At 63.0% G+C, this 25484-nt stretch carries 22 protein-coding genes; 11 read left to right on the top strand and 11 right to left on the bottom strand.

What is annotated here, in order from left to right:
- The first annotated feature begins 589 nt into the window (after positions 1-589).
- The gene (locus tag BUS12_RS12180) at positions 590-2299 is read left to right on the top strand and encodes a SulP family inorganic anion transporter (protein ID WP_074295930.1); all 1710 of its coding nucleotides are present in this window, start codon (positions 590-592) and stop codon (positions 2297-2299) included.
- A 27-nt stretch (positions 2300-2326) separates the two neighbouring features.
- Here the strand turns inward: BUS12_RS12180 and BUS12_RS12175 are convergent, their stop codons facing one another.
- The 5 genes from BUS12_RS12175 to BUS12_RS12155 all read right to left on the bottom strand — a co-directional run bounded on the left by BUS12_RS12175 (position 2327) and on the right by BUS12_RS12155 (position 7552).
- Entirely contained in the window at positions 2327-3127 is an 801-nt protein-coding gene (locus tag BUS12_RS12175; RefSeq protein WP_074295929.1) for a phosphodiesterase, read from the bottom strand.
- Between the two features lie 63 nt (positions 3128-3190).
- A complete protein-coding gene (locus BUS12_RS12170; RefSeq protein WP_074295928.1) occupies positions 3191-3574 on the bottom strand; it encodes a hypothetical protein in 384 nt (127 codons plus the stop codon).
- An 84-nt stretch (positions 3575-3658) separates the two neighbouring features.
- The gene (locus BUS12_RS12165; RefSeq protein ID WP_074295927.1) at positions 3659-4297 is read right to left on the bottom strand and encodes a LysE family translocator; all 639 of its coding nucleotides are present in this window, start codon (positions 4295-4297) and stop codon (positions 3659-3661) included.
- A 232-nt stretch (positions 4298-4529) separates the two neighbouring features.
- On the bottom strand, positions 4530-6281 hold the full coding sequence (locus BUS12_RS12160) for an IlvD/Edd family dehydratase (protein WP_074295926.1): 1752 nt from the start codon (positions 6279-6281) through the stop codon (positions 4530-4532).
- 254 nt (positions 6282-6535) lie between these two features.
- Positions 6536-7552 (bottom strand): DMT family transporter, encoded by a 1017-nt coding sequence (locus BUS12_RS12155; protein WP_253190056.1) that lies wholly within the window; start codon positions 7550-7552, stop codon positions 6536-6538.
- A gap of 708 nt (positions 7553-8260) precedes the next feature.
- Here BUS12_RS12155 and BUS12_RS12150 point away from each other — a divergent pair.
- The 9 genes from BUS12_RS12150 (at position 8261) to BUS12_RS12110 (ending at position 18508) form a co-directional block, all read left to right on the top strand.
- Positions 8261-11464 carry an efflux RND transporter permease subunit gene (locus BUS12_RS12150; RefSeq protein ID WP_074295925.1) on the top strand — a complete coding sequence of 1068 codons (3204 nt, stop codon included), beginning with the start codon at positions 8261-8263 and terminating at the stop codon, positions 11462-11464.
- 22 nt (positions 11465-11486) lie between these two features.
- On the top strand, positions 11487-12710 hold the full coding sequence (locus BUS12_RS12145) for an efflux RND transporter periplasmic adaptor subunit (protein ID WP_074295924.1): 1224 nt from the start codon (positions 11487-11489) through the stop codon (positions 12708-12710).
- A 5-nt stretch (positions 12711-12715) separates the two neighbouring features.
- Positions 12716-14191: an efflux transporter outer membrane subunit gene (locus BUS12_RS12140; RefSeq protein ID WP_253190138.1), complete on the top strand. Its 1476-nt coding sequence runs from the start codon at positions 12716-12718 to the stop codon at positions 14189-14191.
- Positions 14192-14280: 89 nt separating this feature from the next.
- The gene (locus tag BUS12_RS12135) at positions 14281-14967 is read left to right on the top strand and encodes a heavy metal response regulator transcription factor (protein ID WP_074295923.1); all 687 of its coding nucleotides are present in this window, start codon (positions 14281-14283) and stop codon (positions 14965-14967) included.
- Positions 14964-16457: a heavy metal sensor histidine kinase gene (locus BUS12_RS12130; RefSeq protein WP_083640352.1), complete on the top strand. Its 1494-nt coding sequence runs from the start codon at positions 14964-14966 to the stop codon at positions 16455-16457. Before BUS12_RS12135 ends, BUS12_RS12130 begins: the two co-directional genes overlap by 4 nt.
- Positions 16458-16553: 96 nt before the next feature.
- Entirely contained in the window at positions 16554-17129 is a 576-nt protein-coding gene (locus tag BUS12_RS12125) for a GNAT family N-acetyltransferase (RefSeq protein ID WP_074295922.1), read from the top strand.
- A gap of 155 nt (positions 17130-17284) precedes the next feature.
- Positions 17285-17545 (top strand): type II toxin-antitoxin system HicA family toxin, encoded by a 261-nt coding sequence (locus BUS12_RS39780; protein WP_074295921.1) that lies wholly within the window; start codon positions 17285-17287, stop codon positions 17543-17545.
- Between the two features lies 1 nt (position 17546).
- Positions 17547-18023 (top strand): type II toxin-antitoxin system HicB family antitoxin, encoded by a 477-nt coding sequence (locus BUS12_RS12115; protein ID WP_074295920.1) that lies wholly within the window; start codon positions 17547-17549, stop codon positions 18021-18023.
- Positions 18024-18055: 32 nt separating this feature from the next.
- A complete protein-coding gene (locus BUS12_RS12110; protein WP_074295919.1) occupies positions 18056-18508 on the top strand; it encodes a hypothetical protein in 453 nt (150 codons plus the stop codon).
- A 74-nt stretch (positions 18509-18582) separates the two neighbouring features.
- On the opposite strand, the gene BUS12_RS12105 is transcribed toward BUS12_RS12110, so the two are convergent.
- From BUS12_RS12105 to nikR, 5 genes are all read right to left on the bottom strand, one after another.
- Positions 18583-19545, bottom strand: a complete 963-nt coding sequence (locus tag BUS12_RS12105; protein ID WP_074295918.1) for a CPBP family intramembrane glutamic endopeptidase — start codon at positions 19543-19545, stop codon at positions 18583-18585.
- A gap of 49 nt (positions 19546-19594) precedes the next feature.
- Positions 19595-20215, bottom strand: coding sequence for a TetR/AcrR family transcriptional regulator (locus tag BUS12_RS12100; RefSeq protein ID WP_171991630.1), 621 nt, complete (start codon positions 20213-20215; stop codon positions 19595-19597).
- Positions 20216-20335: 120 nt separating this feature from the next.
- Entirely contained in the window at positions 20336-20683 is a 348-nt protein-coding gene (locus BUS12_RS12095; RefSeq protein ID WP_074295916.1) for a hypothetical protein, read from the bottom strand.
- Between the two features lie 20 nt (positions 20684-20703).
- The gene (locus BUS12_RS12090; protein WP_074295915.1) at positions 20704-21822 is read right to left on the bottom strand and encodes a 3-deoxy-7-phosphoheptulonate synthase; all 1119 of its coding nucleotides are present in this window, start codon (positions 21820-21822) and stop codon (positions 20704-20706) included.
- Positions 21823-21905: 83 nt separating this feature from the next.
- A complete protein-coding gene (nikR, locus tag BUS12_RS12085; RefSeq protein WP_074295914.1) occupies positions 21906-22364 on the bottom strand; it encodes a nickel-responsive transcriptional regulator NikR in 459 nt (152 codons plus the stop codon).
- A gap of 176 nt (positions 22365-22540) precedes the next feature.
- Here nikR and BUS12_RS12080 point away from each other — a divergent pair, with 176 nt between their 5' ends.
- Complete coding sequence (locus BUS12_RS12080; RefSeq protein WP_074295913.1) at positions 22541-23605, top strand: HoxN/HupN/NixA family nickel/cobalt transporter; 1065 nt, start codon at positions 22541-22543, stop codon at positions 23603-23605.
- A gap of 16 nt (positions 23606-23621) precedes the next feature.
- Here BUS12_RS12080 and BUS12_RS12075 read toward each other — a convergent pair whose 3' ends face one another.
- On the bottom strand, positions 23622-25145 hold the full coding sequence (locus BUS12_RS12075; protein ID WP_074295912.1) for a GGDEF domain-containing protein: 1524 nt from the start codon (positions 25143-25145) through the stop codon (positions 23622-23624).
- Positions 25146-25484: the final 339 nt, after the last annotated feature.

The following is a 25484-nucleotide window of genomic DNA, read 5'->3' as shown; positions in this document are numbered from 1 at the left end:
GAATTCCTGGGTGCTTGAGCGGTTCGGCGGTCCGCCTCTATGAGCGGGCGAGCATGGGGTCGATGGCTCGCCGGGCGAGTCGCCGGCAGCATGCGTAGTGCCTACGCCCTCGCGTCGTAGGGGGCGGCTTTCGGTCCGGTAAGCTTTGTAGGCCTCCTATCGTTCAAGGAGGCCGAGCCTCGCGATGCGTAAGGTCGGTCAGGGAGCGGAGCCGTGCGGCTATCGTCGTGTGTGACGGCGTTTTGCGGGGTTTACCTGATTTAAAAGCACGGTCGATCCTTTACACTGCCGGGCATAATTTGTTACGGGGTGAAAGATGTTAGTCACTTTCCTGGTTGCCTGTCCGCTTGCGATTGCCGCTCTGTTTGGCTTTGCGAGGATCGTCGATCCCCTCACCGGACAACTCAAACGCTAGTTCTTGCGGGCCAACGGCGCGGTGTGCGGCTATAGGGCAATCGAGCCCGTTCAGCCTCTCCTTACGCCCCAGGTTTTGCAGTTCCTGCCGTGCGGTTGGCAATCGAGTCTTGCATTGGAGTGCCCACTCGCGGCAGGATGCGGCATTCCCACCTGATTGCGACGGCATTCCTGCATGCAAGACTCTCCAGAAAAACTAGCCACCCGTTTTGGACTATTGAAGGGCATCCTCCCGCTGAATCGCGCCGCCGCACTGCGCGATGTGTTTGCCGGCATCACGCTGGCGTCGATGGATATTCCGCAAGTACTGGGCTACGCACGCATCGCCGGCATGCCGGCCGTGACCGGCCTGTACACGGTGTTTCTGCCGTTGCTGGCGTTTGCGTTCTTCGGCGCCTCGCGTCATCTCGTGGTCGCCGCCGACTCCGCGACCGCAACCATTTTCGCCAGCAAGCTCTCCACCATGGCGCCGATCGCGAGCGGCGAATACGTCGCGCTTGCCGGCATGGTCGCCTTGCTGACCGCGCTGCTGCTGCTCGTGGCCCGCGTGTTCAAACTCGGATTCCTCGCCGACTTCCTGTCGCGCACCGTGCTGGTCGGCTTTCTGGCCGGCGTCGGGGTGCAGGTGGGCATCGCCATGCTGGGCGACATGCTGGGCATTGCCGTGTCTTCGCCGCACAGCACGGGCCAGGTGGAGCAGGTCGTGAGCCATCTCGGGCAGGTCAACCTGCCGACCTTCGCCATTTCATTGCTTGTCGTGGTGAGCATTCTCGGCGCCAAGCGTTTTGTGCCGCGTCTGCCGGTGCCGTTGCTGGCCGTGGTGGGAGGCATCGCCGCTAGCGATCTCTACCAGTTTTCCACGCACGGCATCGCGATTCTCGGCCCTGTCGCCGGAGGGCTGCCGCCCTTGCGACTGCCGCACGCGAGCTGGCGCCAGATCCTCGATCTGCTGCCGGTGGCCGCCTCCTGCTTCGTGATGATCGTTGCGCAAAGCGCGGCCGCCGGGCGTGTGTTCGCGCAGCGTTACCACGAGGAGGTCGACCTGAACGCCGACATTCTCGGCCTGGCCGCCGCCAATACGGTGGCGTCGTTCTCCGGCGCATTCGTCGTCAACGGCAGCCCGACCCAGACCGCGATGGCGGACCGCGCCGGTTCGCGCAGTCAGATCGCCCAGGTGGCGTTTGCGGGCGTGGTGGTCGTGGTGCTGCTGTTCTTCAGCAAGTATCTGCAGTATCTGCCGCACTGCGTGCTGGCGGGCATCGTCTTCACGATTGCGATCGGGCTGATCAATGTGCAAAGCCTGCTGGCGATCCGGCGCGAGAGCCCAGGGGAATTCACGCTGGCCATATTCACGGCGATTGCAGTGGTGGTGCTGGGCGTCGAGCATGGGATCCTGATTGCCGTGGCGCTGTCGCTGCTGCGTCACGTGCGCCACAGCTACCGGCCGCATACGATGATGCTGTCGCCGGGGCCGGACGGACGCTGGCAGCCGGTGCCCGCGAAGCCGGGCACGCAGACTGCGCCGGGTTTGATCGTCTACCGGTTCGGCGCCGACCTGTTCTATGCCAACGACCACTTTTTCGTCGAGGACGTGCGCCAGTTGATCGACCGGGCGCCGAGCAAGGTGGGCACGTTCGTCGTCGATGCGAGCGCGATCACGGATCTGGATTATTCGGCGGCGCGATCGCTGACCGATCTGCTTGAGGCGCTGACGCAGCGCAACGTCACGGTCGTGTTTGCGCGGGTGAATCGCTATCTGCGTTCGGACATGGACCGGCATGGCATCACCGAGGTCATCAAGGCTTCGTGCATCTTCAGCACCTTGCATGAGGCGCTGGCTGCGGTCGGCGTGCCGGCGGATCCGCGCACCCAGGGTGTGATGTAGCGGGGAGGGTGGCGCGAGGCGGCGCCGCTACGCGAACGGAAACGGTCCCGCGTACTGCCCGATATAAGTCAGGTGCGAAACGGCGCAACGGCCGCCCGCCCAGACGTGCTGCAGCAGCGCCGGCGGTTCGAGAAACGACGCGGGTTCGGCGTCGCCGGCGGTGCGCAGGGCGATTTGCGTGACCGTGCTAGGGCAGGTGATGACCGGCACGCCGCCGAACTGTGTGTGCATCAAACGGTGCACATGCCCGGCGATCACGCGGTCGACGTGATCGTGCGCGCTCAGTACCTGCTCGAAGGCTTGCGCATTGCGCAGGCCATAGATGTCCAGATAAGGAATCCCCGTCGCAAACGGCGGATGATGCATCGCGACCACCGCTCGACGACCGCGGCAAGCCGTCAATTCCCGATCCAGCCATATGAGCGCCGCGCGATCCAGTTCGCCATGGTGCAGTTCCGGCACGGTCGAATCCAGCGCCAGCAAACGCACCTCACCGATGTCCATGGCAAAGTGCAGAGCGCCTTCGGCAGGCAGATAGGTGTGCTCAGGAAACGCCTCGCGCAGATGGCGCCGATTGTCGTGATTGCCTGGCATCACCCGATACGGCAACTCGAGCGCCGCAAGCAACTGGCGCAGCATGCGGTATTCGGCGGGGGTGCCGTCTTCGGTCAGATCGCCGGTGATCAGAACCAGATCCGGCGCGGGCTGCAGGTGATTGAGCGTCTGGATTGCCTGCGCGAACATCGCGTTGGAATCCGCGACGCCTTGATAGAGCGTCCCTTCGGGGCACACGTGGATATCGGAGACTTGCGCGAGAGTCGTCGCCATGCTTGCCTTGCAAGGTGTAGGGCTAACACGGTGGCATCGGCATGGACGGCGCGGTGCGCCGCGCTAACGGTCCTGATCGTCAGTCTGCTCGTGCACCGGCTCGAAGATCCGAGTATGCGCCGCCAAAAAACACGCGGCTGCCGCCGCAGCGCATAAAGCCGCCACCGTATAGGCCAGCGGCTTGCCGTGCCAGAGACTGTCGAACCATTGATGAAACTCGGCCATCACGACTTCGGCCGTACCGCCGATGCGTTGCAGCTCGAGGATGTAACTCTGATTGTTGGCGACGCCGTAGATCTGTTCCGCACGGTCCTCGGCTGGCGCCGTGGCGTAGATGACGGCGGCGCCGATCAGGCCCGCGACAAGAATCGCGACGCTCGCCAGATAGAGGCGAATCTGTCCTGGCGAGTACGGTGGCGGCGTGTCCTGCTGGTCCTCACTGCTCATGCTGTTTCCGCTTGCCTTGCGCGTGTGCGATACCCGTCACAGTAGCGCAAGGCGAGACCGCGCGGGTAATCCGCGCGTTGCTGGCTAATTGCGCGACGTCAGCAGCTTGACGCCGGCCACGCTGAACACCACGGCCAGCGAGCCGTCCAGCCAGCGCCGGATCGAGCCGTAGACGCGGCGTGCGGTGTCGGTCGAGAACAGCACGGCGTAGCTGCTGAACACGAACACGCCGATCCCCATGCAGCCGAGTACGACCGGTGCGGTGTGCGAAGCGCCACCGCTCGCCGGAACGGCCAGCGAGACGATCGACAGCCAGACCAGAATCGCCTTGGGGTTGGTGAGATGCAGCAGCAGGCCGCGCACGTAGAGCCGCTGCGAGGACTCGGGCGTGCGTGTCGTGCTGGCGAGCGGCATTTGCGGCGTGAGCGCCGAGCGGGCCGATTTCCACGCCAGCCAGAGCAGGTAAAGGCCACCCACCACGCGGACGGCCACCAGCAACTGCGAATAGGTGGCGAGCACCGCCGACAGGCCGAGCGAGGCGAGCAGCGCCCACGAGAACGAACCCGACATCACGCCGAGCGCGAAGGCAAACGCGGCTTTTCGGCCCGATCCCATGGCGAGGGACATGATGGCGAGATTGCTCGGGCCGGGGCTCGCCGTGCCGATGAAGTAGGCGGTGTAGGCGAGCAGCACGTTGGCCGACAGGAAGGCGCTGGCAGTCATGGAACGGGGTTTCCGGGGACAGTTAAGGGCGGTGGCAGGACGACGTGTTCAACCGTCGTCACGCAGCCGGCGGGCATGCCCGCCCATTCTGCACGATGGCGTGGCCGTTCTCACAGAGACAGTTGGTTTCGAACGGAGCAGGACAATCTGCGCTGCGGCGTGAGCGCAAACCATGAAGAAGGGCGCCGCGGTTGCTTCAAACCTTAATTATTTTGGGTTTGCCCTGCGTGACTCAAGCCTTGGGTATCGTGCCGCGATGGCTGGCCGCACGCAAAAAATCGAAATCGACGCCTTGGTCCGCCTGGGTGACGGTTTGCAGAAACAGCTTCAGATAGCCGCGTTCCGCGCTCGGCACGTTGACGGGCTGCTCGGTTGCGCGCCGGGCCAACTCTTCGTCCGACACCAGCAGGCTGATCTCGCGTTGCGCGACGCTCAGGCGAATCGCGTCGCCGTTGCGCACGTGCGCGAGCGGGCCGCCAATGGCAGATTCAGGCGTGACGTGCAGCACGATCGTGCCGAACGCCGTGCCGCTCATGCGGCCATCGGAGATGCGCACCATATCCTTGACGCCGGCTCGTGCGAGCTTCTTCGGAATCGGGATGTAGCCTGCCTCGGGCATCCCCGGCGCGCCTTTGGGGCCGATGTTCTTCAGCACGAGAATGTCGTCGGCGGTCACGTCGAGATCGTCGGCGTCGATGCGGCGCGCGAGCTCTTCGGCGTTTTCGAATACCACCGCGCGGCCGGTGTGTTCCATCAGTTTCGCGTCGGCGGCGGATTGCTTGATGATTGCGCCGCCTGGCGCGAGGTTGCCGCGCAGCACGGCGATACCGCCCTGCGGATAGATCGGCCGGTCGAGCGGACGCACGACGTCCTGGGTAAAGCCGGGCCCGGCCGCTTCGATTTCCTCGCCCAGCGTGCGGCCGGTGACGGTCAAGGCATCGAGATGCAGCAAGGGCTTCAGCTCACGCAGCAAGGTCGCCATGCCGCCCGCCTTGTGGAAGTCCTCCATGTAATGCTGGCCGGACGGTTTCAGGTCGAGCAGCACGGGCGTTTCGCGGCCCATACGGTCGAGCGCCTGCAGATCCACTTCAAAACCGAGCCTTCCTGCGATGGCGCTCAGATGCACGATGCCGTTGGTCGAGCCGCCGATCGCCAGCAGCACGCGCATCGCGTTCTCGAACGCCTTTGCCGTGAGTACCTGATCGACCGTGAGGCGCGCATGCGCCATCCGCACGGCATGCGTGCCGGTCAGTTCGGCGATGCGCATGCGGTCCGCGGTGACCGCCGGCGGCGATGCGCCGCCCGGCACGGTCATGCCGAGCGCTTCGGCAAGACAGGCCATGGTGCTTGCAGTGCCCATCACCGAGCAGGTACCCACGCTGGCGACGAGTTGATTGTTGACCGCCGCGACTTCATGCTCGTCGATCTCCTCGGCGCGAAAGCGGCCCCAGTAGCGGCGGCAATCGGTGCAGGCGCCGACTCGCTCCGAGCGATGCGAGCCGGTCAGCATCGAGCCGGTGATCAACTGGATGGCGGGAATGCCGGCCGAGGCCGCGCCCATCAGTTGCGCGGGTACGGTCTTGTCGCAACCGCCGATCAGCACGACGGCGTCCATGGGCTGCGCGCGAATCATCTCCTCGGTGTCGATGGACATGAGATTGCGCAAGTACATGCTGGTGGGCTGCGAGAACGACTCGTGGATCGAGATGGTGGGGAAGTCCATCGGCAAGCCGCCCGCCAGCATGACGCCGCGCTTGACCGCTTCGATCAGTTGCGGCGCGTTGCCGTGGCAAGGGTTGTAGGCGCTGCCGGTGTCCACGATGCCGATTACCGGGCGTTCGAGCGCGTCGTCGGTGTAGCCCGCGCCTTTGATGAACGCCTTGCGCAGGAACAGCGAGAAGCCGCTGTCGCCGTAGTGGGTCAAGCCTTTGCGCAAACCGGCGGGGGTGTCGTCGGGCGGCGGGAAGGCGGGCTTGTCGGTCATGGCTTGGGCTCGATAGAGGGAAGGGGGCGGTGCACCACACGCGCAAACTATCGCATGTTCCAGGCCCGCAGCAAGCAGTTCACGCTGTCTTCAGACACAAACGTTATTGTGCTCCGGATCGTTCGTCGCGAGATCCATCGCCGTCTTCAGGAGCGCCTGCACCCGCCGCATGCGGGCCAACGAATAGCCCCACAGCAGCCCCACCACACGCTTCGGGAACCCGTTGGCGTTTCCGGGGACTTTCTATTTCGCTCTTACCCTCTTGCAACCCGCCGTCCCCGACGCCGCAAATACAGATTGTTGAGAACCAGCGCGGCACACGTCATGCCGCCGCCTGCAATCTGTATGGGCGTGGCGATCACACCCGCCAGCGCGGACACGATGAAGGTCGTGAGCGGCACCACGTCCATGAAGAGCACGCCGTTGAGCGGCGTCAGGATCCGGTTGCCGAGATTCCAGCTGAGGATGCCGATGAAGCCCGCGCCCAGACCCATATAAAGCAGATGCGGTGCGATCGCGCCCACCTCCGCAAGCGTCGGCACGGCCACCGCATGCACCGCGAAGAGCACCACGTTGAGCGCAATGATCGTAGTCAGTCCGAGCCAGATCGTCATCGTCGTATACCGGAGCGGCGACCACTGCTTGAAGAAGCTTGCGCCGAAGGTGTAGATCACCCAGCACAACGCGCCCAATACGATCAGCGCATTGGCCGCATAGTCCTGCGGTTCGTGCAGCAAGCCGGCAATGTCGCCCTTGGTGACCACGAGCGTGACTCCGCAAAACGACAGCAGGATGAACAGAAAAGAATAGAGCGGCGGCAACACGCGCCGCGCAGCCGAATTGACCAGCAGGCCGAGCATCGGCTGGGTGGCCATCATGATCGAGGCGGTCAGCGCACCGTCGCGTCCCGCCATTTGCTGGCCGAGAAAGACGAACGCGCCAAAACCTGCAAAGCCGATCGAACCCAGCGCCCACGCGAGCAGAACCGGCTCGCCCTTCAACCTGAGCGCCGCCGTGCCCTCCTTGTGCTGCAGCAGCACCAGAAACGCAGCGCTAGCAACGACGTAACGCAACGAGGTGAACGTGAACGGATCGATGTGCGTCAGGGCGCTCGTCATCACGGGGAACATCAGACCGAACGAGACCGTTGCGAGCAGGCAGCACAGCAGGCCTTTCGCGTAGCTGCCATATGCGCTGACCAGCGGGGCCGGTGCGGCCGGCATGCCGCGTTCGACGGTGAGAGAAGCCGTCGGCTTGGTGGGTATATTCATGAATGATCGTTCAAAAAATAGATGAGAAGCGGGGGCGAACGCACTCTTCGTCACCATCCCGGGACGAACACGTTGCCCATTCAGATACCACTATATTTAAAGCTAAGTTATCAAACTGTCCACTATTGCATCGGCCCGGGTGAGCCGCTGTAAGCCACTACATCTGAAGCAGATACATCCCGATGTTGGCCCCAATATTATGACTGAACGTTCAATAATACAAGGTGCGTTTTCAACCGATTGACCGGAGTTCTACGACCACGCTGCAATCTGCCGTAATAACACGTGACGGCGTGGTGGGAGCACCCCCGATTCGCGGCGCGCTTCAAACGGGCTATGCTCGACGACGGTGTCGACTTGCCGGTACGGGCGGCAATCTGGGCGCCGGGCAGACCGCCCGAACCATCCTTCGGGCCACGTCAGCTTACGTTTTCCTTTCTGACAGTTTTGCCATTTTGGCGCCATGCAGACGTTGGTGCCAGGCAATTAGCATAGGCGCAGCTTTACCGTGGCGCGGGGATCGCATTTGCGAGCTGCCCGGTTTGGCATTGCGTTCATTAGCGCTGCGCAGCGCGCTGTGCATCCGTTGCGTGAGTTAGCCAACGGTTGTCGTGCGTCTTCGTCAACGTTGATCTGGCGCGAACGTCACGCGTACGTTCGGCCTCGGCGACTTCTCATCCTTTCCAGCATTCTTTCGGGCGCGTTTCAATGTGGATTGTCAACGTTGCGCTAAAGCGGCCATACACGTTCATCGTGATGGCTATTCTGATCCTGCTGGCGACGCCATTTGTCCTGCTGACGACGCCAGTCGACGTGCTGCCGGAAATCAACATTCCGGTCGTCAGTATCATCTGGAGCTACACGGGTCTGTCCGCAGAAGACATGGCCAACCGGATCACTTCGGTCAATGAGCGCAGTCTGACCACGACCGTCAACGACATCGAGCATATCGAGTCGCAGTCGCTCGCCGGTATCACGATCATCAAGCTGTTCCTGCAGCCGAACGCGAACATTCAGACCGCCATCGCCCAGACAGTTGCGGTCGAACAGGCGCAGTTGAAGCAGATGCCGCCGGGCGCCACGCCGCCGCTGGTGATCAGCTATTCGGCTTCCAGTATTCCGGTGATCCAGCTCGGGCTGTCCAGTCCAAAACTCTCGGAGCAGGATCTCAACGACACCGCGCTCAACTTCCTGCGCCCGCAACTGGTGACGATCCCAGGGGCGGCGGTGCCGTATCCGTACGGCGGCAAGTCGCGTCTGGTGTCGGTCGACCTCGACACGCGGGCCTTGCTCGCGAAGGGGCTGACGCCGGCCGACGTGGTCAACGCCTTCAATGCGCAGAACCTGATTCTGCCGACCGGCACGGCAAAGATCGGTCCAACGGAATACACCGTCAACATGAACGGTTCGCCGCCTACCGTGGCGGGCCTGAACGACATTCCGGTGCGCACGCTCAATGGTGCGACCACGTATCTGCGGGAGGTGGCGCACGTTCGCGACGGCTTCTCTCCTCAGACCAACGTGGTGCGCCAGGACGGTCACCGTGGCGTGCTGATGTCGGTGCTCAAGACGGGCAGTTCATCCACGCTGGCGATCGTCGATGCGCTGAAGGCGCTGCTGCCGACCGCTCGCTCCGCGTTGCCGCCTGATCTGAAGATTACTGCGCTGTTCGACCAGTCGGTGTTCGTCAAGGCGGCGGTGCAGGGCGTGATTCGCGAAGCGTTGATCGCGGCGGCGCTGACCGCGGCCATGATTCTGCTGTTCCTCGGCAACTGGCGCAGCACCTGCATTATTGCGGTGTCGATTCCTCTGTCGATTCTCACCTCGCTGATCGTTTTGCATGCCTTAGGCCAGACCATCAACATCATGACGCTGGGCGGGCTCGCGCTAGCGGTCGGGATTCTGGTGGACGACGCAACGGTGACGATCGAAAACATCGAGCGCCATTTGCACATGGGCACGAATCTGCACGACGCGATTCTCGAAGGCGCCGGTGAAATCGCGGTGCCGGCGCTGGTTTCGACGCTGTGTATCTGTATCGTGTTCGTGCCGATGTTCTTCCTGACCGGCGTGGCGAAATACCTGTTCGTGCCGCTCGCCGAAGCGGTGGTGTTCGCCATGCTCGCCTCGTACGTGCTCTCGCGTACGCTGGTGCCGACCTTGGCCATGCTGCTGATGGGTCATGCGCACAAGCCGAAAACGGGCGGCAAGCCGAATCCGTTCATGCGTATCTATCACCGCTTCGACGCCGGCTTCGAGCGCATGCGTGCCGCCTACATCGTGATCCTGAGCAGCGTGCTGGTGCGTCGCGGCAGGTTCGGCGCCATCTTCCTCGGTTTTTGCGTGGTCTCGATGGGCCTCGTGTTCGTGCTCGGCGAAGACTTTTTCCCGACCGTCGACGCCGGCGATATCCGCTTGCACATGCGCGCGCCGACCGGCACGCGGATCGAAGAAACCGCGCGGCTTGCCGACGAGGTGGAAAAGGTCGTGCGTCAGGTGGTGCCGGCCAAGGAGCTCGAGACCATTCTCGACAACCTGGGCTTGCCGTATAGCGGTATTAATCTCTCGTATAGCAACTCGGGCACGATCGGCACACTTGACGGCGAAATTCAGGTGGCGCTTAACGAAGATCACAAGCCGACCCAGCGCTATATCGACAAGCTGCGGGCTATCCTGCCGCAGCGTTTTCCGGGCGTGGAGTTTTTCTTCCAGCCGGCTGACATCGTGACGCAGATTCTGAACTTCGGGCTGCCCGCGGCCATCGACGTGCAGATCGTCGGCAACGACCAGCAAGGCAACTTCGACGTGGCGCGCAAGCTGTACAAGCAGGTGCGGCTGATTCCCGGCACGGTGGACACGCACATCCAGCAGAAGCTCGACGAGCCGGTGATCAATCTGCAGATGGATCGTACCCGTTTGCAGCAACTGAACCTGAACGCCAACAACGTGGCGCAGAACGTGCTGATCTCGCTGTCGGGCAGTTCGCAAACGGCGCCGAGCTTCTGGTTCAACAACAAGAACGGCGTGGAATACAGCGTGGCCGTGCAGACGCCGCAGTATGACGTGTCGTCGATCGACCAGTTGTTGCGCACGCCGGTTTCGGCCGTGGCCAACGGGCCGACGCAACTGCTCGGCAACCTGGTGCAGGTGTCGCCGCAGAACCAGTTCGCCGTTGTCACGCACTACAACATCCGGCCGGTGATCGACCTGTATGTAAGCGTGGAGGGCCGCGACCTGGGCAGCGTGGCGACCCAGGTGAACAAGCTGGTCGACCAGGCTCGCGCGAGCTTGCCGCGCGGCAGCCAGATCGTAGTGCGGGGCCAGGTGCAGACCATGCGTACCTCGTTCTTCGGCCTGGGCGTGGGCGTTGCGATGGCGATCGTGCTGGTGTACCTGCTGATCGTCGTGAACTTCCAGTCGTGGGTCGACCCGCTCATCATCGTTAGCGCGTTGCCGGCGGCCCTGGCGGGGATCGTGTGGATGCTGTTCCTCACCGGCACGCACCTGAGCGTGCCGGCGTTGACGGGCGCGATCATGACCATGGGGGTGGCGACCGCGAACAGTATTCTGATGGTGTCGTTCGCGCGGCAGCGGCTCGCCACCGGTGCGCCGCCGCTCACCGCGGCGCTCGAGGCGGGGGCCAGCCGGATCCGGCCGGTGCTGATGACCGCCTTCGCCATGATCATCGGCATGATTCCGATGGCGCTGGGTCTCGGCGAGGGTGCCGAGCAGAACGCGCCGCTCGGTCGGGCGGTGATCGGCGGCCTGCTGTTTGCAACGATATCGACGCTCTTTTTCGTCCCGCTGGTTTTTGCGGCGATCCACACACGTCTCGCTCGCCGCAACGGTGGCGCGCATGACGAGCAGGGCCCCGACGACGGCGCTAGCGCCGGCGATGGCAAGCACGCGTAAAGTTAAATGACGGCTGACTGAGATGACTGAAAAAACTCATGCTTCGCTAGCGATTCCCGCACGGGACACCGAGGACGGGCACGCGCTGCCACCCCGCAACCGCGAATGGAAACGCGCCAAGATCGCCATCCTGATCGTGCTGGTGCTGCTTGCCATAGGCGCGTTGCGCACCGTGGTGGCGGATATTCTGCAAAACCGTTCGGTGGCGGACACGACCCAGCAAAATGCCAGGGAGTACGTGAATGTCGTCACACCCAAGCAGAGCGACGGCACCGGCAACACGCTGCTGCCGGGCACGCTGCGCGGCTATGTGGAGTCGCCGATCTATGCGCGCGCCACGGGTTATCTGCTGCACTGGTATGTCGATATCGGCGCACGGGTGAAGCAGGGCCAGTTGCTGGCCGATCTCGACACGCCGGAAATCGATCAGGAACTGGCGCAGGCCGTCGCCCAGCGCGACCAGATCAACTCGAGCCTGGGGCTGGCGAAGAGTTCGTATGAACGTTGGCAGCAACTGCGTCAGCGCGATGCGGTCTCGCAACAGGAACTGGACGAGCGGCAGAGCACCTACACGCAGGACGTGGCGAATCTCGCTGCGGCTGAAGCCAACGTGAGGCGCCTGAACCAGCTCGAATCGTTCAAGCGGATCGTCGCGCCGTTCGACGGCGTGGTGACGCAACGCAACGTCGACGTCGGCGACCTGATCGATGCGGGCAGCGGCACGAGCCGTTCGCTGTTCGCGCTGGCCCAGTCCGATCCGCTGCGCGTGTATGTGCAATTGCCGCAGGCCTACGCGCAAAACGTGTCGGTGGGCAAGGATGTGATCGTGACCCAGGCGGAACTGCCGGGTAAGCAGTTTCACGGCAGCATCAGCCATATTTCCGGTGCGATCGACGTGCCGACCCGTTCGCTGCAGATCGAAGTGCGGCTGCCGAATCCGGACGGCGCGTTGCGGCCGGGCGCCTACGTTCAGGTCGCCGTGCCGGCTGTCGCGCATTCCGACATCATCGTGCCGGGCAATGCGCTGCTGTTCCGCGCGGAAGGTCCGCGCATCGCGGTCGTCGACAGCAACGGCGTCGTGCATCTGCACAAGGTCGTGATTGCGCAGGATCTGGGGCAGACGCTCGAGATCGAAAGCGGCATCGACGCGAACGACAAGGTCATCATCAATCCGAGCGATTCGATTGCGGATGGCGATCGCGTGCAGATCGAGCAGCCGTCGGACAACAGCAAGGGGGCGTCGTGAAGCGTGTGTGCCCCATCGCCGTGCCGCGCGCCCGCATCGTGGCGGCGACCCTCGGTGCCGCGCTCCTGACGGCCTGCACCGTGGGCCCCGATTACAAGCAGCCGCATGCCGATGCGCCGCCCGAGTGGCGCACCGATTCATACTGGCGCGTGGCGCAGCCGTCGCATGCGCCGCTCACGCCAAGCTGGTGGACGAGCTTTAGCGACGCGACGCTCGACACGCTCGAAGGCCAGGCGCTCGCGCAGAACCAGACGCTCGCCGCCGCGGTCGCGCATTACGAGCAGGCCAAGGCGACGCTCGCGAATACGTCGGCGCAACAGATACCCGAGGTCGATCTCGGCGGGACGGGCGAGCGTTTCAAGATCTCGAAGGACCGGCCGCTCACTGCCTACGGCACGCCGAATCAGACCACCGTGCAAAACGGCCTGACCGTCGGCCCGTCGATCAACTACGACACGGACCTGTTCGGCCGGATTCGCCGCGAAGTGGAAGGGGCAAAGGCCTCGGCCGAGCAGTCGGCCGACGATCTCGCCAACGCCCGCCTCGTGCTGAGCACCGATCTGGCGACCGACTACTTCTCGCTGCGCGAGCTCGATGCCGAGATCGACGTGCTGAACCAGTCGGTGGTGCTGCAGCAGAAAGCGCTCGACTATGTGACCTCGGAACACGACCTGGGCTCGGTGTCGGGACTCGACGTGCTGCAGCAGAAGTCGGAACTGGATGCGACCAGGGTGCAGGCGCAACTGCTGCTCGTGCAGCGTGCGCAGTTCGAGCATGCGATCGCCGCGCTGGTCGGCGTACCCGCGCCGCAATTCACGATTGAGCCGAAGGTCGTCAACACGCAAGTGCCGGCGATTCCGTTGGGTGTGCCAAGCGATGTGCTGCAGCGGCGTCCCGATGTGGCCTCCGCGGAACGCGCGATGGCCGCGGCGAACGCCCAGATCGGCGTTGCCAAGGCGGCGTTCTTTCCGAGCCTGACGCTCACGCCGAGCATCGGCTGGCAGAGCACCAATTTCGCCGACCTGTTGAGCGCGCCTAGCCTGATGTGGACGCTCGGCGCGGCGTTCTCGCAGGTGGTGTTCGACGGCGGGCGCCGCTCGGCGAACGTCAGGTTCGCGAGCGAAGGCTACCAGGCGGCCGAGGCGAATTATCGCCAGACGGTGCTTACCGCGTTCCAGCAGGTGCAGGACGGCGTGACCGGATTGTCGGTGCTGGATGGCGCGGCGAAGCAGTCGCATCAGGCGGTGGCCGATGCGCAGAGCTTGCTGTCGCTTGCCAACGATCGTTATTCCGGCGGCCTCGTTGCCTATCTGGATGTGATTACCGCACAGCAGTCGCTCCTCACGAGCGAGCGCCAGGACGTGCAGATTCACGGCCAGCAGATGACCCTGTCGGTTTCGCTGGTGAAGGCGCTGGGTGGCGGCTGGGATGTCAGCGCGCCGGCCGACGTCAAACAGCAGGCCATGAATCAGTCGAACTGAATATCACCTATTCACCTTGAGAGGAAGTGTGCAGCCAGCAGACGGAAAAACGAGGCGTTTCGTATAATGTAAGGACTCAAGGGGCATACATGAAACTGCTCATCGTTGAAGATGAACACAAAGTGGTGGACTATCTGCGCTCGGGCTTGACGGAGCAGGGCTGGGTGGTCGACATCGCACTCGACGGCGAGGAAGGCATGCATCTGGCCACGGAGTTCGACTACGACGTGATCGTCCTCGACGTGATGCTGCCCAAGCGCGACGGCTTCAGCGTGCTCAAGGCGCTGCGCATGCGCAAATCCACGCCGGTGATCATGCTGACCGCACGCGATCACATCAACGACCGCGTGCGCGGTCTGCGCGAAGGCGCGGACGATTATCTGACCAAGCCCTTCTCATTCCTCGAACTGGTGGAGCGGCTGCACGCCCTGGCGCGCCGCACCCGTTCGCAGGAATCCACGCTGATCTCGGTTGGCGATCTGTTCGTGGATCTGATCGGCCGCCGTGCCACGCGCGACGGCGTGCGCCTCGATCTGACCGCCAAGGAATTCCAGTTGCTGAGCGTGCTGGCGCGCCGCCAGGGCGACATCCTGTCGAAGACGGCGATTACCGAGCTGGTCTGGGACGTCAACTTCGACAGCCACACGAACGTGGTCGAGACCGCGATCAAGCGGTTGCGCGCCAAGCTCGACGGCCCGTTCCGCACCAAGCTGCTGCACACGGTGCGCGGCATGGGCTATGTACTCGAAGTACGTGAGGAGGCGGAATTGTCATGAACCGCTCGATTGCCCGCCGGCTGGCGATGATGTTCGCACTCGTCGCCTTGTCGGTCTTTACGCTGGTCGGCTCGGGGTTGTTTCTCGTGATGCGGGCGCAACTGGACCACCACTTGCGCGAGTCGCTCGACGACCGCATGGAGATTGCGAAGATCATCGTGTCTCACTCGATCACGTCCGAGAAGTGGCGCATGGCGCGCGAGAAGCTGACGGACATGTCGCCGCGCGACGGCACCACGATCTACTCGGTGTCCAGCACCGACCCGGCGTTCCATTATGGCCAGCCGGTCCAGGGGCGCGTAACGGATAGCTGGCCGGGTGGCTATACGCGGGTGCAACCGGACGTCGGACAAGCCATGCTTACCAACACGGTGTCGATCCCGGCGAGCGGTGTGCGGCCCGCCGTGCAACTGCAGGTGGCGGCGAGCTGTCAGCCTAACGTGCGCACCATGCGGGCATTCGGCGCGGCGCTCGCCGCGCTCTCGGCGTTGGGCAGCCTGGCGGTGCTGCTGCTGAGCTATTCGGTCACGCGGATCGGACTCGCGCCGCTCAGGCGTCTGACCAAAGATGCCTCCGAGGTCAGCCCGAACAATCGCTCGCAGCGCCTCAATACGGCTTCGCTGCCGCTCGAACTGAATGACCTTGCCAATTCCTTCAACGGCGCGCTGGAACGGCTCGATGGCGCCTATGGCCGGCTCGAGTCGTTCAATGCCGACGTCGCCCACGAACTGCGCACGCCGGTGACCATCCTGATCGGCCAGACCGAAGTGGCGCTGACCCGCAACCGCTCGGTCGACGATCTGCGCCATACGTTGCAATCGAATCTGGAAGAGTTCGAACGCATGCGCGCGATCATCAACGACATGCTGTTCCTCGCGCGTGCCGACCAGGGCGAGCGCGCCACGGGGTTGGTCGAAGTGTCGCTGGCAGCCGAAGTGGCCCGCACGCTGGAGTTCCTCGAGATCCCGTTCGAAGAGGCTCACGTGCGCGCGGTTTCACGCGGCGATGCGGTGGCGCTGGTGAACCGCTCGCTGTTCGGCCGCGCCTGCACCAATCTGTTGATGAACGCGATCCAGCACTGTGCGCCGCACGATACGGTCCGGGTGACGATTGCGCGCGAGGAGGACCAGGTTCGCATCGCGGTCGGCAATCCGGGGCCGCCAATCGATCCTTCCACGCTGGATCATCTGTTCGACCGCTTCTATCGCGCGGAAGAGTCGCGTACCAATAGCCGCGAGAATCACGGCCTGGGGCTGGCGATCGTCAAGGCGATTGCCGAGATGCATCGCGGCACGGTGTCGGTCGAAAGTGCCGACGGTGTGAATACGTTTGCGTTCTCGGTCGACGCTTCGCGTATAGACCTGCAAGGCGTGCGCGAGACGGCGGTGACGGTCGAGCGTAACGTCAGTGGTGTCGGCAGTGCCGGTTGCATCAATGGCGCTCACAAGGTCACCGCCGAGCCGGCTCCGGCAGGGCGTATGACGATGTGAGGGGGAGATGGTTGCGGGCGCAACGGGGCTGCGCGATAGTGTCGGCACAGCGCGCATCGTCACCGCAACCTGACCCAGGCTTCGGCCCGAGGACCAATGGCAGACACCCCCATCCTCATTTCAACCGATCGCTGTTGGCTGAGAGCCGCGAGCGCCTCCGATTACGCCGCGCTGGATGCAGCCATCGGTTCACCGCAATTTCCCTATGAGCTTCCGCTGGCCGATCTGAAGCGGCGCGGCAAGCTGCAAGCATGGTTCGAGTCGATGCTGGCGCTGTCTCTGGAAGGCCGGGCGCGCGTATTCTCAATCGACCTCGCGGGCAGCACGCGTTGCGTGGGCCAGGTGTCGCTCATGCAGCGCGACGTGCCGGCAAGCTGGAATCTGTCCTACTGGCTGCACCCTTCCTGCTGGGGCGCGGGCTTCGCCGTCGAAGCGGCGCAAGCGGTGATCCGCTACGGCTTCACGGCGATGGCGGTCGGCGAAGTATGGGCCGGCGCGGCGCACTGGAACCAGCGCAGCATCAGGACGCTCGACAAGCTCGGGCTGCAGCCCGTCGAAAACACCCCGCCGTCGAACGGCGCCGGCAGCGCGCCGGACGACTTGCACATCTGCTCGCTATCGCGCGAGCGCTGGCTGCAGACATGGGGTGAATCGGAGGGTGGGTTGGCGTGATGGTGTCATGCGAGCTGGGGCGCGCGTTGCCACGGTTTCCAAAGGTTGCCAAAGTTGTGAACCCACTGGTGCCACTCTAAGTGCAGTGTTAGAGTGTGCAACGCACCTGTAACTAACTTTTAGTTGCAATCCACCCAACTCATCACCTATAGTTCGTGTCGAAGCTAGAGAAGTTACGCCAACGTGTCGCCGAGTTTCCGGCAGACTTTTCATGGGACGAGAGGGTCGTGCTCATGGAGGATTTCGGGTTCGCGGAAAAGACGAAGAAGGGCGGCTCGTACAGAACATTTTTTGATGGTAGTGGCAGAAAGATTTTTCTCCATAAACCGCATCCGGGGTCGATCGTCAAAGTTTATTCCGTACGGAACGTCGTGGAGAAGCTCCGCGAATTCGGTTTAATGGATGCCGGAGAATAGGATGAAAGATAAAGTTTTTGAGCACAAAGGTTATGCAGGATCCATTGATTTCAGTCTGGAGGACAAGATACTTCACGGAAAGATCTTGTTCATCGATGATCTTGTCAACTACGAAGGCGAAACGCTTGATGCGTTGAATTCAGCTTTCGTAGAGGCCGTCGAATTTTATCTGGCGACCTGTGCCGAAGAAGGTGTCGCGCCGGACAAACCCTGCAGCGGGGTTTTCAACGTGCGCGTGCCCAGGGATCTCCATAAGCAAGCTCAGATGGAAGCGGCCCGGCGTGGTTTGACTCTCAATGAGTTCGTTCGGATTTCCATTGAGAACGAGGTGAATGGTGCGCGCAGCGTAACGATTCATAACCACGAACACACGCATACACATAGCCATGTCGAGAGTGCGGAGTTCGCAGTCACAACGTCTACCTACAAAGAAATTTCTAAATGGAAACACGAAGCCGAAAAGCCGCTAGAGCACTGAGTCCAACGGATTTTCGTCTAATCGACTTCCGCGTGAAGAAATTGACGGCGGAGCGCTTTATCGATGCTGTCGCCCACGACGGGGACGGTGGCGCCACCCGTACCTGGACATCCGCCGAGTCGATCATGCCCACCAAAAGTTCGCCTGGCGAGACGGCTGAGATCGATCTGACGGTTAAGCTTGAGGGATTCCAGGGGGACGGGCGTGAAGACGAAGACCGGTCGTTTTCCGTAACCATGATCGGTGAGTTTGTTTTCGTGTCGGCAAAGAGTGGGTGGGTTCGAGATGAGGATTGCGCCGAAGTTGTCCATTTCTTTGCGCTACAAGCTTTCCCGATTACGGTAGCCAGGCTGCGGCAAATCGCACACGAAATGGGATTTACCGGCGTTGATCCCGACATCGGTTTGCCTCCGACCAGTCACCCAACGGTTGAAGACGCAAAGGTCGTGTCCTCGCCGAGAAAGCGCAGGGCGGTTGCGAAGTAGGCGACGCGCTGCTGCTCTTGTTTGAGCACACTCGAACTGGATGAGCGCAGCGCTGGTAACGCGGCAGTTTTCCTTTAATTGCGAAAGGAAATGTCGGAAGGGCTGCTTGAATTAAATGTATTCAATCGCGGTTCCTCAACCCGCCGCAACGTCTTCACGACGAGCAGCGCCAGCAAGCCCAGCACCGGAAAAACCAGCACACTGGCTTCCGGTCCAACCGATCCACCGCTTAGCCAAACCGGGCCGATCGCATGGCTGGTCAACCAATGTCCGTTGACCGCGAGGCCGCTGTCCGCGGTGCCGAACAGGAACGACTGGCTCCAGTCCCACGCCGCGTGCAAACCGATGACCCAGCATAGCGTACCGGTGCGCCAGATGGCGAGACAGGCGAGCATGCCGAACCCGACCACCTGAGCGATGCCGATGAGGCTCTCGCCTTGATTCGTCAGATGCGCTGCGCCGAACGCCAGTGACATGACAATCGCGGCGGCAAGCGGGCGGGTACTGCGAGCGAGCCTGAAGAACACGTAACCGCGAAACGTCAGCTCCTCGGCGAGCGCGACCAGCGTGAATATGCCGGCCCACAGCAAGCCCGATTCGAGCAACGACGGGTTGGCGGCGCCGGAGAATTCGATCTGCACGCCATGCGTGAGCGCCAGCAGACCCATCATCGTCGACACCGCGGCCACGCCGCACAAGACGCCTTGTCCGAAGTGGGCCGCCCGTTGGCCGGCGCGCCAGCCGTAATCCCGCAGAGACTTCCGCTCGATCCTGCTCATCGCCACGGTCGCCACCAGCGCCGCGCACGACAGGGTGGCTTCAATCAGCATGCTGTTGCCCGGAGTCAGTTCGCCATGCAGACGAAACGGATGATGCAGAACATAGGCGAGATGCCCGATCAGAAAAGCCACGGCCGCCAGGATCACGAAGTACAACAGGATCGCCCATCCGGCCCGCAGACCATCGCGACCCATCCAGATGCCGGCGAAACGAAATCGGGCGGAAGCGCGCGGTCCTGCGCTGGCAAGGTTTTCCATACTGGCGATCCTTTTTCGAATAAGCGGGTGTGTGAGCGTGCGGTTCGCGTCAGGCCGTGCGGCCCAGGTGTTGTTTCAACATTGAGCCAAAAATATCCAGCGCTTCCGTGGTTCGTCCAAGGTCGCCGCTGTTCAGGAATTCCAGCGTCAGGCCATCCATCACGGCGCCGCACAACGTGGCGACCGCGCGGCGATCCGGCGTAGGCGGCAGGGCGTTTTCAATCATGCTTTGCCAGCTCGAAGCATTGCGCTCCACATAGCGCGCATAGGCGGCGGGGTTTTGCATGGCCAGCATTTGCACTTCGAAGAACAGCCGCATATAGGGGCTGTTTTGCGGCGCTACCGCCCATTCCCAGAAGGTCTTCATGCCGTTGACCTTGCCGCCTTCGCTCATCATGGCCGCGAACGATTGCTGGATGCGCAGGCGGGCTTCATCCATCACCGTGGTGATCAGTTCGTCTTTGGTGCCGAAGTGATAGATCAGCAAGCGCGAGCTGCTGCCGATCTGCGCGGCTAGGGGGCGCAGCGACAGGTCGGCCACCCCATGCTCGAGGAAGTAGTCGAGGGCCTTCGCGATCAGTTCGTCTTTTCGTTCCATGAAGCGAACGGTACATGAAGCGATCGCTTCACTCAAGTGTTTTTTACGGTCGGGGTGACGCGCACGTTGCAACGTCCAAACGTATGCCGCGGGCGCGCCGCAACTCGGTAGCGTTGCAGCGCGAAGAGGGAGAGGGTGGACTCGCTGCATTCACACCGGCGCCGGCGTGAATGCAGCAATGGCAGATGGACTTCAGGCGTCCCCGAACGGGTTGCCCTTTTTGGCAGCCGGCGTTTGGGTCTTCGTGGCGAGATGATTCTGCAACCAGAACGAGGCCTTGTTCAGGCCGAGCGTGTGCCAGTCCTGGCCGATCTCGGAGATGAACAGGCGATCGTCCGGCGCGGTTGCCGCTGAAAACGCGTTGGCAAGTTCCTTGGCGCCGCGGTCAGTGTTGAGCACCAGAAACGCGCCCATCTGATGCAGATGCAGGAACTCGTAATCGCCCGCGGAGATTTGCGACGCGATGTCCTTGATCTTTGCATGCCGCTCGGTGGGTGCGCCAATGAAGATGCTGACCAGATACGTCACCTTCTTGTTCATACGCTCACTCCCAGGACCGCTCAGCGCGCGCGACGTTCGCGTGCGGCTCTCGCCAGCGTATCCAGCACGGGCTCGGTTTGCACCCAGCTCAAGCACGCGTCGGTAATCGACACGCCGCAGCGCAGCGGCACGCCCGGCTTCAGGTCCTGACGGCCTTCCTCCAGATTACTCTCGATCATCACGCCGATGATGCGGTCTTCGCCCGCGGCGAGCTGGCGCGCCAGGTCCTCGGCCACGTCGATCTGACGCAGGTGCGATTTGCCCGAATTGGCGTGCGAGCAGTCGACCATCACCTGCTCGCGCAAGCCGGCCGCGCGCAGGACCGCACAGCTTTCCTCGACCGAGGCGCTGTCGTAGTTCGGCCCTTTTTTGCCACCGCGCAGAATCACGTGGGCATCGTCGTTGCCGCGCGTTTCGAAGATCGCCGCCATGCCCATTTTGGTCATGCCCATGAACGCGTGGCTCGCGCGCGCCGCCACGATGGCGTCCGAGGCGATCTGCACGCCGCCGTCCGTGCCGTTCTTGAAGCCGATCGGGCAGCTCAGGCCCGAGGCGAGCTGCCGATGGCTCGGGCTCTCCGTGGTCCGGGCGCCGATGGCGCCCCATGCCACCAGATCCGCGATGTATTGCGGGCTCAGCAGGTCGAGGAATTCGGTGGCGGTGGGCAGGCCGAGGGCGCTGATTTCCAGCAGCAGTTGCCGCGCCCGGCGCAGCCCCTCGTTGATGCGGAAGCTGCCGTCGAGCCGCGGATCGTTGATATAGCCCTTCCAGCCCACCGTGGTGCGCGGCTTTTCGAAGTACACGCGCATGACGATCAGCAGGTCTTCCTGCAACGCGTCGGCGGCGTGCTTGAGCCGGCGGGCGTAATCGAGCGCCTGGTCGTGGTCGTGAATCGAACACGGGCCTACGACGACCACCAGCCGGTCGTCGCGGCCGTGCAGGATGTCGGCGATGGCGACGCGGCTTTGCTCGACGAGCGTCTGCACGCGCGGCGGCACGGGTAGTTCGTCCTGCAGCAGGGCCGGCGAAATGAGCGGGCGTACCGCGCCGATCCGTACGTCGTCGATACGGGTCGTGTCCTGGGTGGCGTCGGCAACGCCGACTTCCTGGTCATGTAAAGGATTGTCGATGCCGCTCAAAATACTCTCCTGGGTGCGCGGTGGTAGCCCTCGATTATCGCACCTGGGGCGCGCAGGGCGCCCCCATCTGCATGCCGAGCCTGTCAGACGTGCAGATGTTCGTGCCGGGGCGTGTCGTCGCCGTGATGGTGCTCGGTGTGTTCGATGGTGACCGGAATCGTATGCAGATGCGCGTAGCGCACGCCGCGCTGGCTTGTGAGGCTGTCTGCGAAGGCGGCGACATCGTGCGCGCGCCCCCTCAAGACCGACGACTCCAGCAGGCTCTCGTGATCGAGATGGACCCGCATGCTGGCGACCGCGAGGTCGTGCCGGTCGTGGTGAGCCTGGGTAATGCGGCGCGCCAGGTCGCGGGTGGCATGGTCGTACACATAGGTCAGGGTGGCTACGCACTGGCCGTCCGCCGCCTCTTGCTGCGCCTGTGCCCGGCTTTCGCGGACGATGTCGCGGAACGCCTCCGAGCGGCTCGTATAACCGCGCTGCGCCACCAGCGTATCGACTACGGCGAGGAGGTCGTCGTCGATGGTGATGGTGATTCGTTGCATGGTGTGTCCTCGCTGCGGGTCGTGTCGTTATCCCATCGTAACTGAACCCGAGGCATCCCATATGACCAGGTCAACGTGAGAATGGGCGAACGAATGGGCCAACCCAATCGATATGATCTTTTTTGAAAAAAGTATTATTGCGGTGAATGAACTCCACGGCGGATAGGCAGGCACCCATGACACAGATGATGAAAGCGCTGTTCGGCGACGGCAGCGGACCCTTGCGGCAGAGAATCGTCGGACTTTACGCGTTTCTGCTGGCGTTCAACGTGGCCGCCTGGGTCTGGGCTTTCATTGCATTTCACCACTACCCGCTGCTGATGGGGACGAGCCTGCTCGCGTACTCGTTCGGCCTGCGGCATGCGGTGGACGCGGATCACATCGCGGCCATCGACAACGTCACCCGCAAGCTGATGCAGGCCGGCCAGCGCCCGGTCAGCGTCGGCCTGATGTTTTCGCTCGGGCATTCCACCATCGTCGTGCTGGCTTCGGTGGGCATCGCGGCCACCGCGCTAGCGCTGCAAAGCCGCATGGATGGGCTGAAGGAAATCGGCGCGGTGGTCGGCACGATCGTCTCCACGCTGTTCCTGTTTGCGATTGCGCTGCTGAACCTCGTGATCCTGCGCTCGGTGCTGCGCGCGTTTCGTCGCGTGCGCAACGGCGAGCCCTACGCGGAGGAAGATTTCGACATGCTGCTCGCGAGCCGCGGTTTTCTCGCCCGCATCTTCCGGCCGCTCTTCAGCCTGATCACGAAAAGCTGGCATATGTACTTTCTGGGCTTCCTGTTCGGTCTCGGCTTCGACACCGCGACCGAGGTCGGCCTGCTGGGGATTTCCGCCGCGAGCGCGGCGCAGGGTCTGCCGATCTGGTCGATCCTGGTGTTCCCCGTGCTGTTCACGGCGGGCATGACGCTGATCGACTCCACCGACAGCATTCTGATGCTGGGCGCCTATGGCTGGGCCTTCGTCAAGCCGGTCCGCAAGCTCTACTACAACATCACCATCACGACGATCTCGGTGCTGGTGGCGTTGCTGGTGGGAGGCATCGAAGGACTCGGGCTGATCGGCGATCAGTTGCATCTGTCGGGCGTGTTCTGGAATGCGATCGGCAGCCTGAACGATAACTTCGGGATGATCGGCTACGCGATCGTCGGCGTGTTTATTGTCAGTTGGCTGCTGTCGGCCGCGATCTATCGGTGGAAGCGCTTTGAAGACGTGGAGATCCGGGTGGAATCGACCTGATGCGCGAGCGTTCGCCTTAGCGCGTGCCGTTGCGCAGAAAATCGCGCTGGGCGGTCGCTTCGATACGGTTGCGGCCGCGCTGTTTGGCGCGATAGAGCGCCTGATCGGCCGCCTCGATGATTTCCGCCGCGTCGGCCTGCGGAGACTCGAACACGGCCACCCCGACGCTGACGGTGACATAGAGGCCGGTCGAGCTTTCGTTGCGGATCTTCAGCGACTGCACCGCTGCCTGCATGGTGGCGGCCACGAGGCAGGCGCCGGCTTCGTCCGTGGCGGGCAGGATCGCCGCAAATTCTTCGCCGCCATAGCGCGCCAGCAGGTCGCCGCTGCGCGGCAGCGCGGATTGCAGCGCAAGGGCGATCGAGACCAGGCAGCGGTCGCCGGCCGGGTGCCCGTAGCGATCGTTGAGCAGCTTGAAGTAATCGATATCGACCAGCAGCAGCGCCAGCGGATGCCGGTTGCGGATAGCGCGATTCCATTCGAGCGCGAGCGCCTCGTCGAAGCGCCGGCGGTTCGCCGTGTTGGTCAGCGCGTCGGTGAGCGCCATCTGCTCGAGGCGGTCGCGCGCTTCGTGCAGCTCGCGTTGTACGCGGATGTAGCGGCCCTGCAGCGTGGTCGAGCGGGTGGCGTAGACGACGAGGGCGGTAAAGATTCCCACCGTGCCCGCATAAAAATGCTGGCGCATCACCCAGATGCTCAGCGCCAGCAGCGCGACCGTGTAGAAAATGGGCGTGACGTTTTCGATGAACAGGGCGAGCGTCTGCTTGTGCGCGATGTGTTCCACCTTGGGGCGCCGTGAGCGCGGCGCGACGGTTACCACAACGAGGAACAGGAAGGGGATATCGACGAGGGCGTCCATGGCGGCATGCCCATCCGATGTGGCGGCCCAGTTGTTGTACACGAAGGCCGCAACCGCGTAGATCCACAGGAAGGCGAAGAGGCGCGCATAGAAGCGGCGTTCCTCGCCGCGCGGCTGAGCCAGCAGACGCAAGGTCGCGGCCACCGCAAGGATGAAGTTCTCGGCGTTGTAGGTCAGCACCAGGGTCGTCGCCGGAATCGGCGCGAGCGGGGTGTCCGAAAACGGCACCACGGAAAAAATGATGACATAGGCGAGGAAGCCGGTCAGCAGCGCCTGGGCCGCGTCCATCCAGATGAAGAACGGAACCCGCTGTTTCGCCGAAACGGACGAGATCGCGAGCAGCACCGGCACGCCGTAGAGGAAGAACGAGAAGTCGGAGAACCAGGCGGCGCTCTCAGGGATGTGCTGGAAGATGTCCTCCCACGCGCTGAGCGCAATGCCGCAGGTCCACAGTCCCATCCCGGCGCTCAGCAGAATCCACGACGAGCGCGATTCGCGCGCCTCGGTTGCGGCCCGCCAGCAGCAACTTGCGCAGGCCAGCGCGGGCGCCAGCAGCAGGAACGGATAGCTGGCGAACGTGGATGCCGTCGGGGAAGAGAACACCAGCAGACCTATCACGTGCAGCGATACGAACGAGACGGCCAATAGCACGAGATGGGTGAGCTTGAGCGAGCGGCGCACGGTTTGACCCCGGAGGTGAGGAAGGCGAGCGAAAATCGTCAGAACGGCGTGTGCCGATTCAAGGCGTTCCTGACTCGTTTATGCCGGCAATCCACATAATCTGATCTACGGCAGACCGGGCGAGAACTTGAACGCCATGACCTGAATGCCGTTTCGACCGCTGGTAATCCCCTAGATCGAGCAGCGTGATAATGAGCCTCATGCGCGACGCGAACTGCCGTTTGATCCGGCGAGGCCGATTCCGCGAAGGGCGGCGTTTCAGGTACAGCGCCGCAGCGTTTCAGGCAGTGTCGCATCTTTCCCTTTATGCAGACAATCCCCTCTTGATCGAACAGGCGT

It is taken from the genome of Paraburkholderia phenazinium, assembly GCF_900142845.1.
GTDB lineage: Bacteria > Pseudomonadota > Gammaproteobacteria > Burkholderiales > Burkholderiaceae > Paraburkholderia > Paraburkholderia phenazinium_A.
The sequence above is the reverse complement of the archived record's forward strand: the minus strand, read 5'-3'. Positions and strand labels throughout refer to the sequence as shown.

Bases quoted from the DNA above. Each gene is read 5' to 3' on its own strand.
- BUS12_RS12180 (WP_074295930.1), top strand. From the start codon at position 590: ATGCAAGACTCTCCAGAAAAACTAGCCACCCGTTTTGGACTATTGAAG.
- BUS12_RS12175 (WP_074295929.1), bottom strand. From the start codon at position 3,127: ATGGCGACGACTCTCGCGCAAGTCTCCGATATCCACGTGTGCCCCGAA.
- BUS12_RS12170 (WP_074295928.1), bottom strand. From the start codon at position 3,574: ATGAGCAGTGAGGACCAGCAGGACACGCCGCCACCGTACTCGCCAGGA.
- BUS12_RS12165 (WP_074295927.1), bottom strand. From the start codon at position 4,297: ATGACTGCCAGCGCCTTCCTGTCGGCCAACGTGCTGCTCGCCTACACC.
- BUS12_RS12160 (WP_074295926.1), bottom strand. From the start codon at position 6,281: ATGACCGACAAGCCCGCCTTCCCGCCGCCCGACGACACCCCCGCCGGT.
- BUS12_RS12155 (WP_253190056.1), bottom strand. From the start codon at position 7,552: ATGAATATACCCACCAAGCCGACGGCTTCTCTCACCGTCGAACGCGGC.
- BUS12_RS12150 (WP_074295925.1), top strand. From the start codon at position 8,261: ATGTGGATTGTCAACGTTGCGCTAAAGCGGCCATACACGTTCATCGTG.
- BUS12_RS12145 (WP_074295924.1), top strand. From the start codon at position 11,487: ATGACTGAAAAAACTCATGCTTCGCTAGCGATTCCCGCACGGGACACC.
- BUS12_RS12135 (WP_074295923.1), top strand. From the start codon at position 14,281: ATGAAACTGCTCATCGTTGAAGATGAACACAAAGTGGTGGACTATCTG.
- BUS12_RS12130 (WP_083640352.1), top strand. From the start codon at position 14,964: ATGAACCGCTCGATTGCCCGCCGGCTGGCGATGATGTTCGCACTCGTC.
- BUS12_RS12125 (WP_074295922.1), top strand. From the start codon at position 16,554: ATGGCAGACACCCCCATCCTCATTTCAACCGATCGCTGTTGGCTGAGA.
- BUS12_RS12115 (WP_074295920.1), top strand. From the start codon at position 17,547: ATGAAAGATAAAGTTTTTGAGCACAAAGGTTATGCAGGATCCATTGAT.
- BUS12_RS12105 (WP_074295918.1), bottom strand. From the start codon at position 19,545: ATGGAAAACCTTGCCAGCGCAGGACCGCGCGCTTCCGCCCGATTTCGT.
- BUS12_RS12095 (WP_074295916.1), bottom strand. From the start codon at position 20,683: ATGAACAAGAAGGTGACGTATCTGGTCAGCATCTTCATTGGCGCACCC.
- nikR (WP_074295914.1), bottom strand. From the start codon at position 22,364: ATGCAACGAATCACCATCACCATCGACGACGACCTCCTCGCCGTAGTC.
- BUS12_RS12080 (WP_074295913.1), top strand. From the start codon at position 22,541: ATGACACAGATGATGAAAGCGCTGTTCGGCGACGGCAGCGGACCCTTG.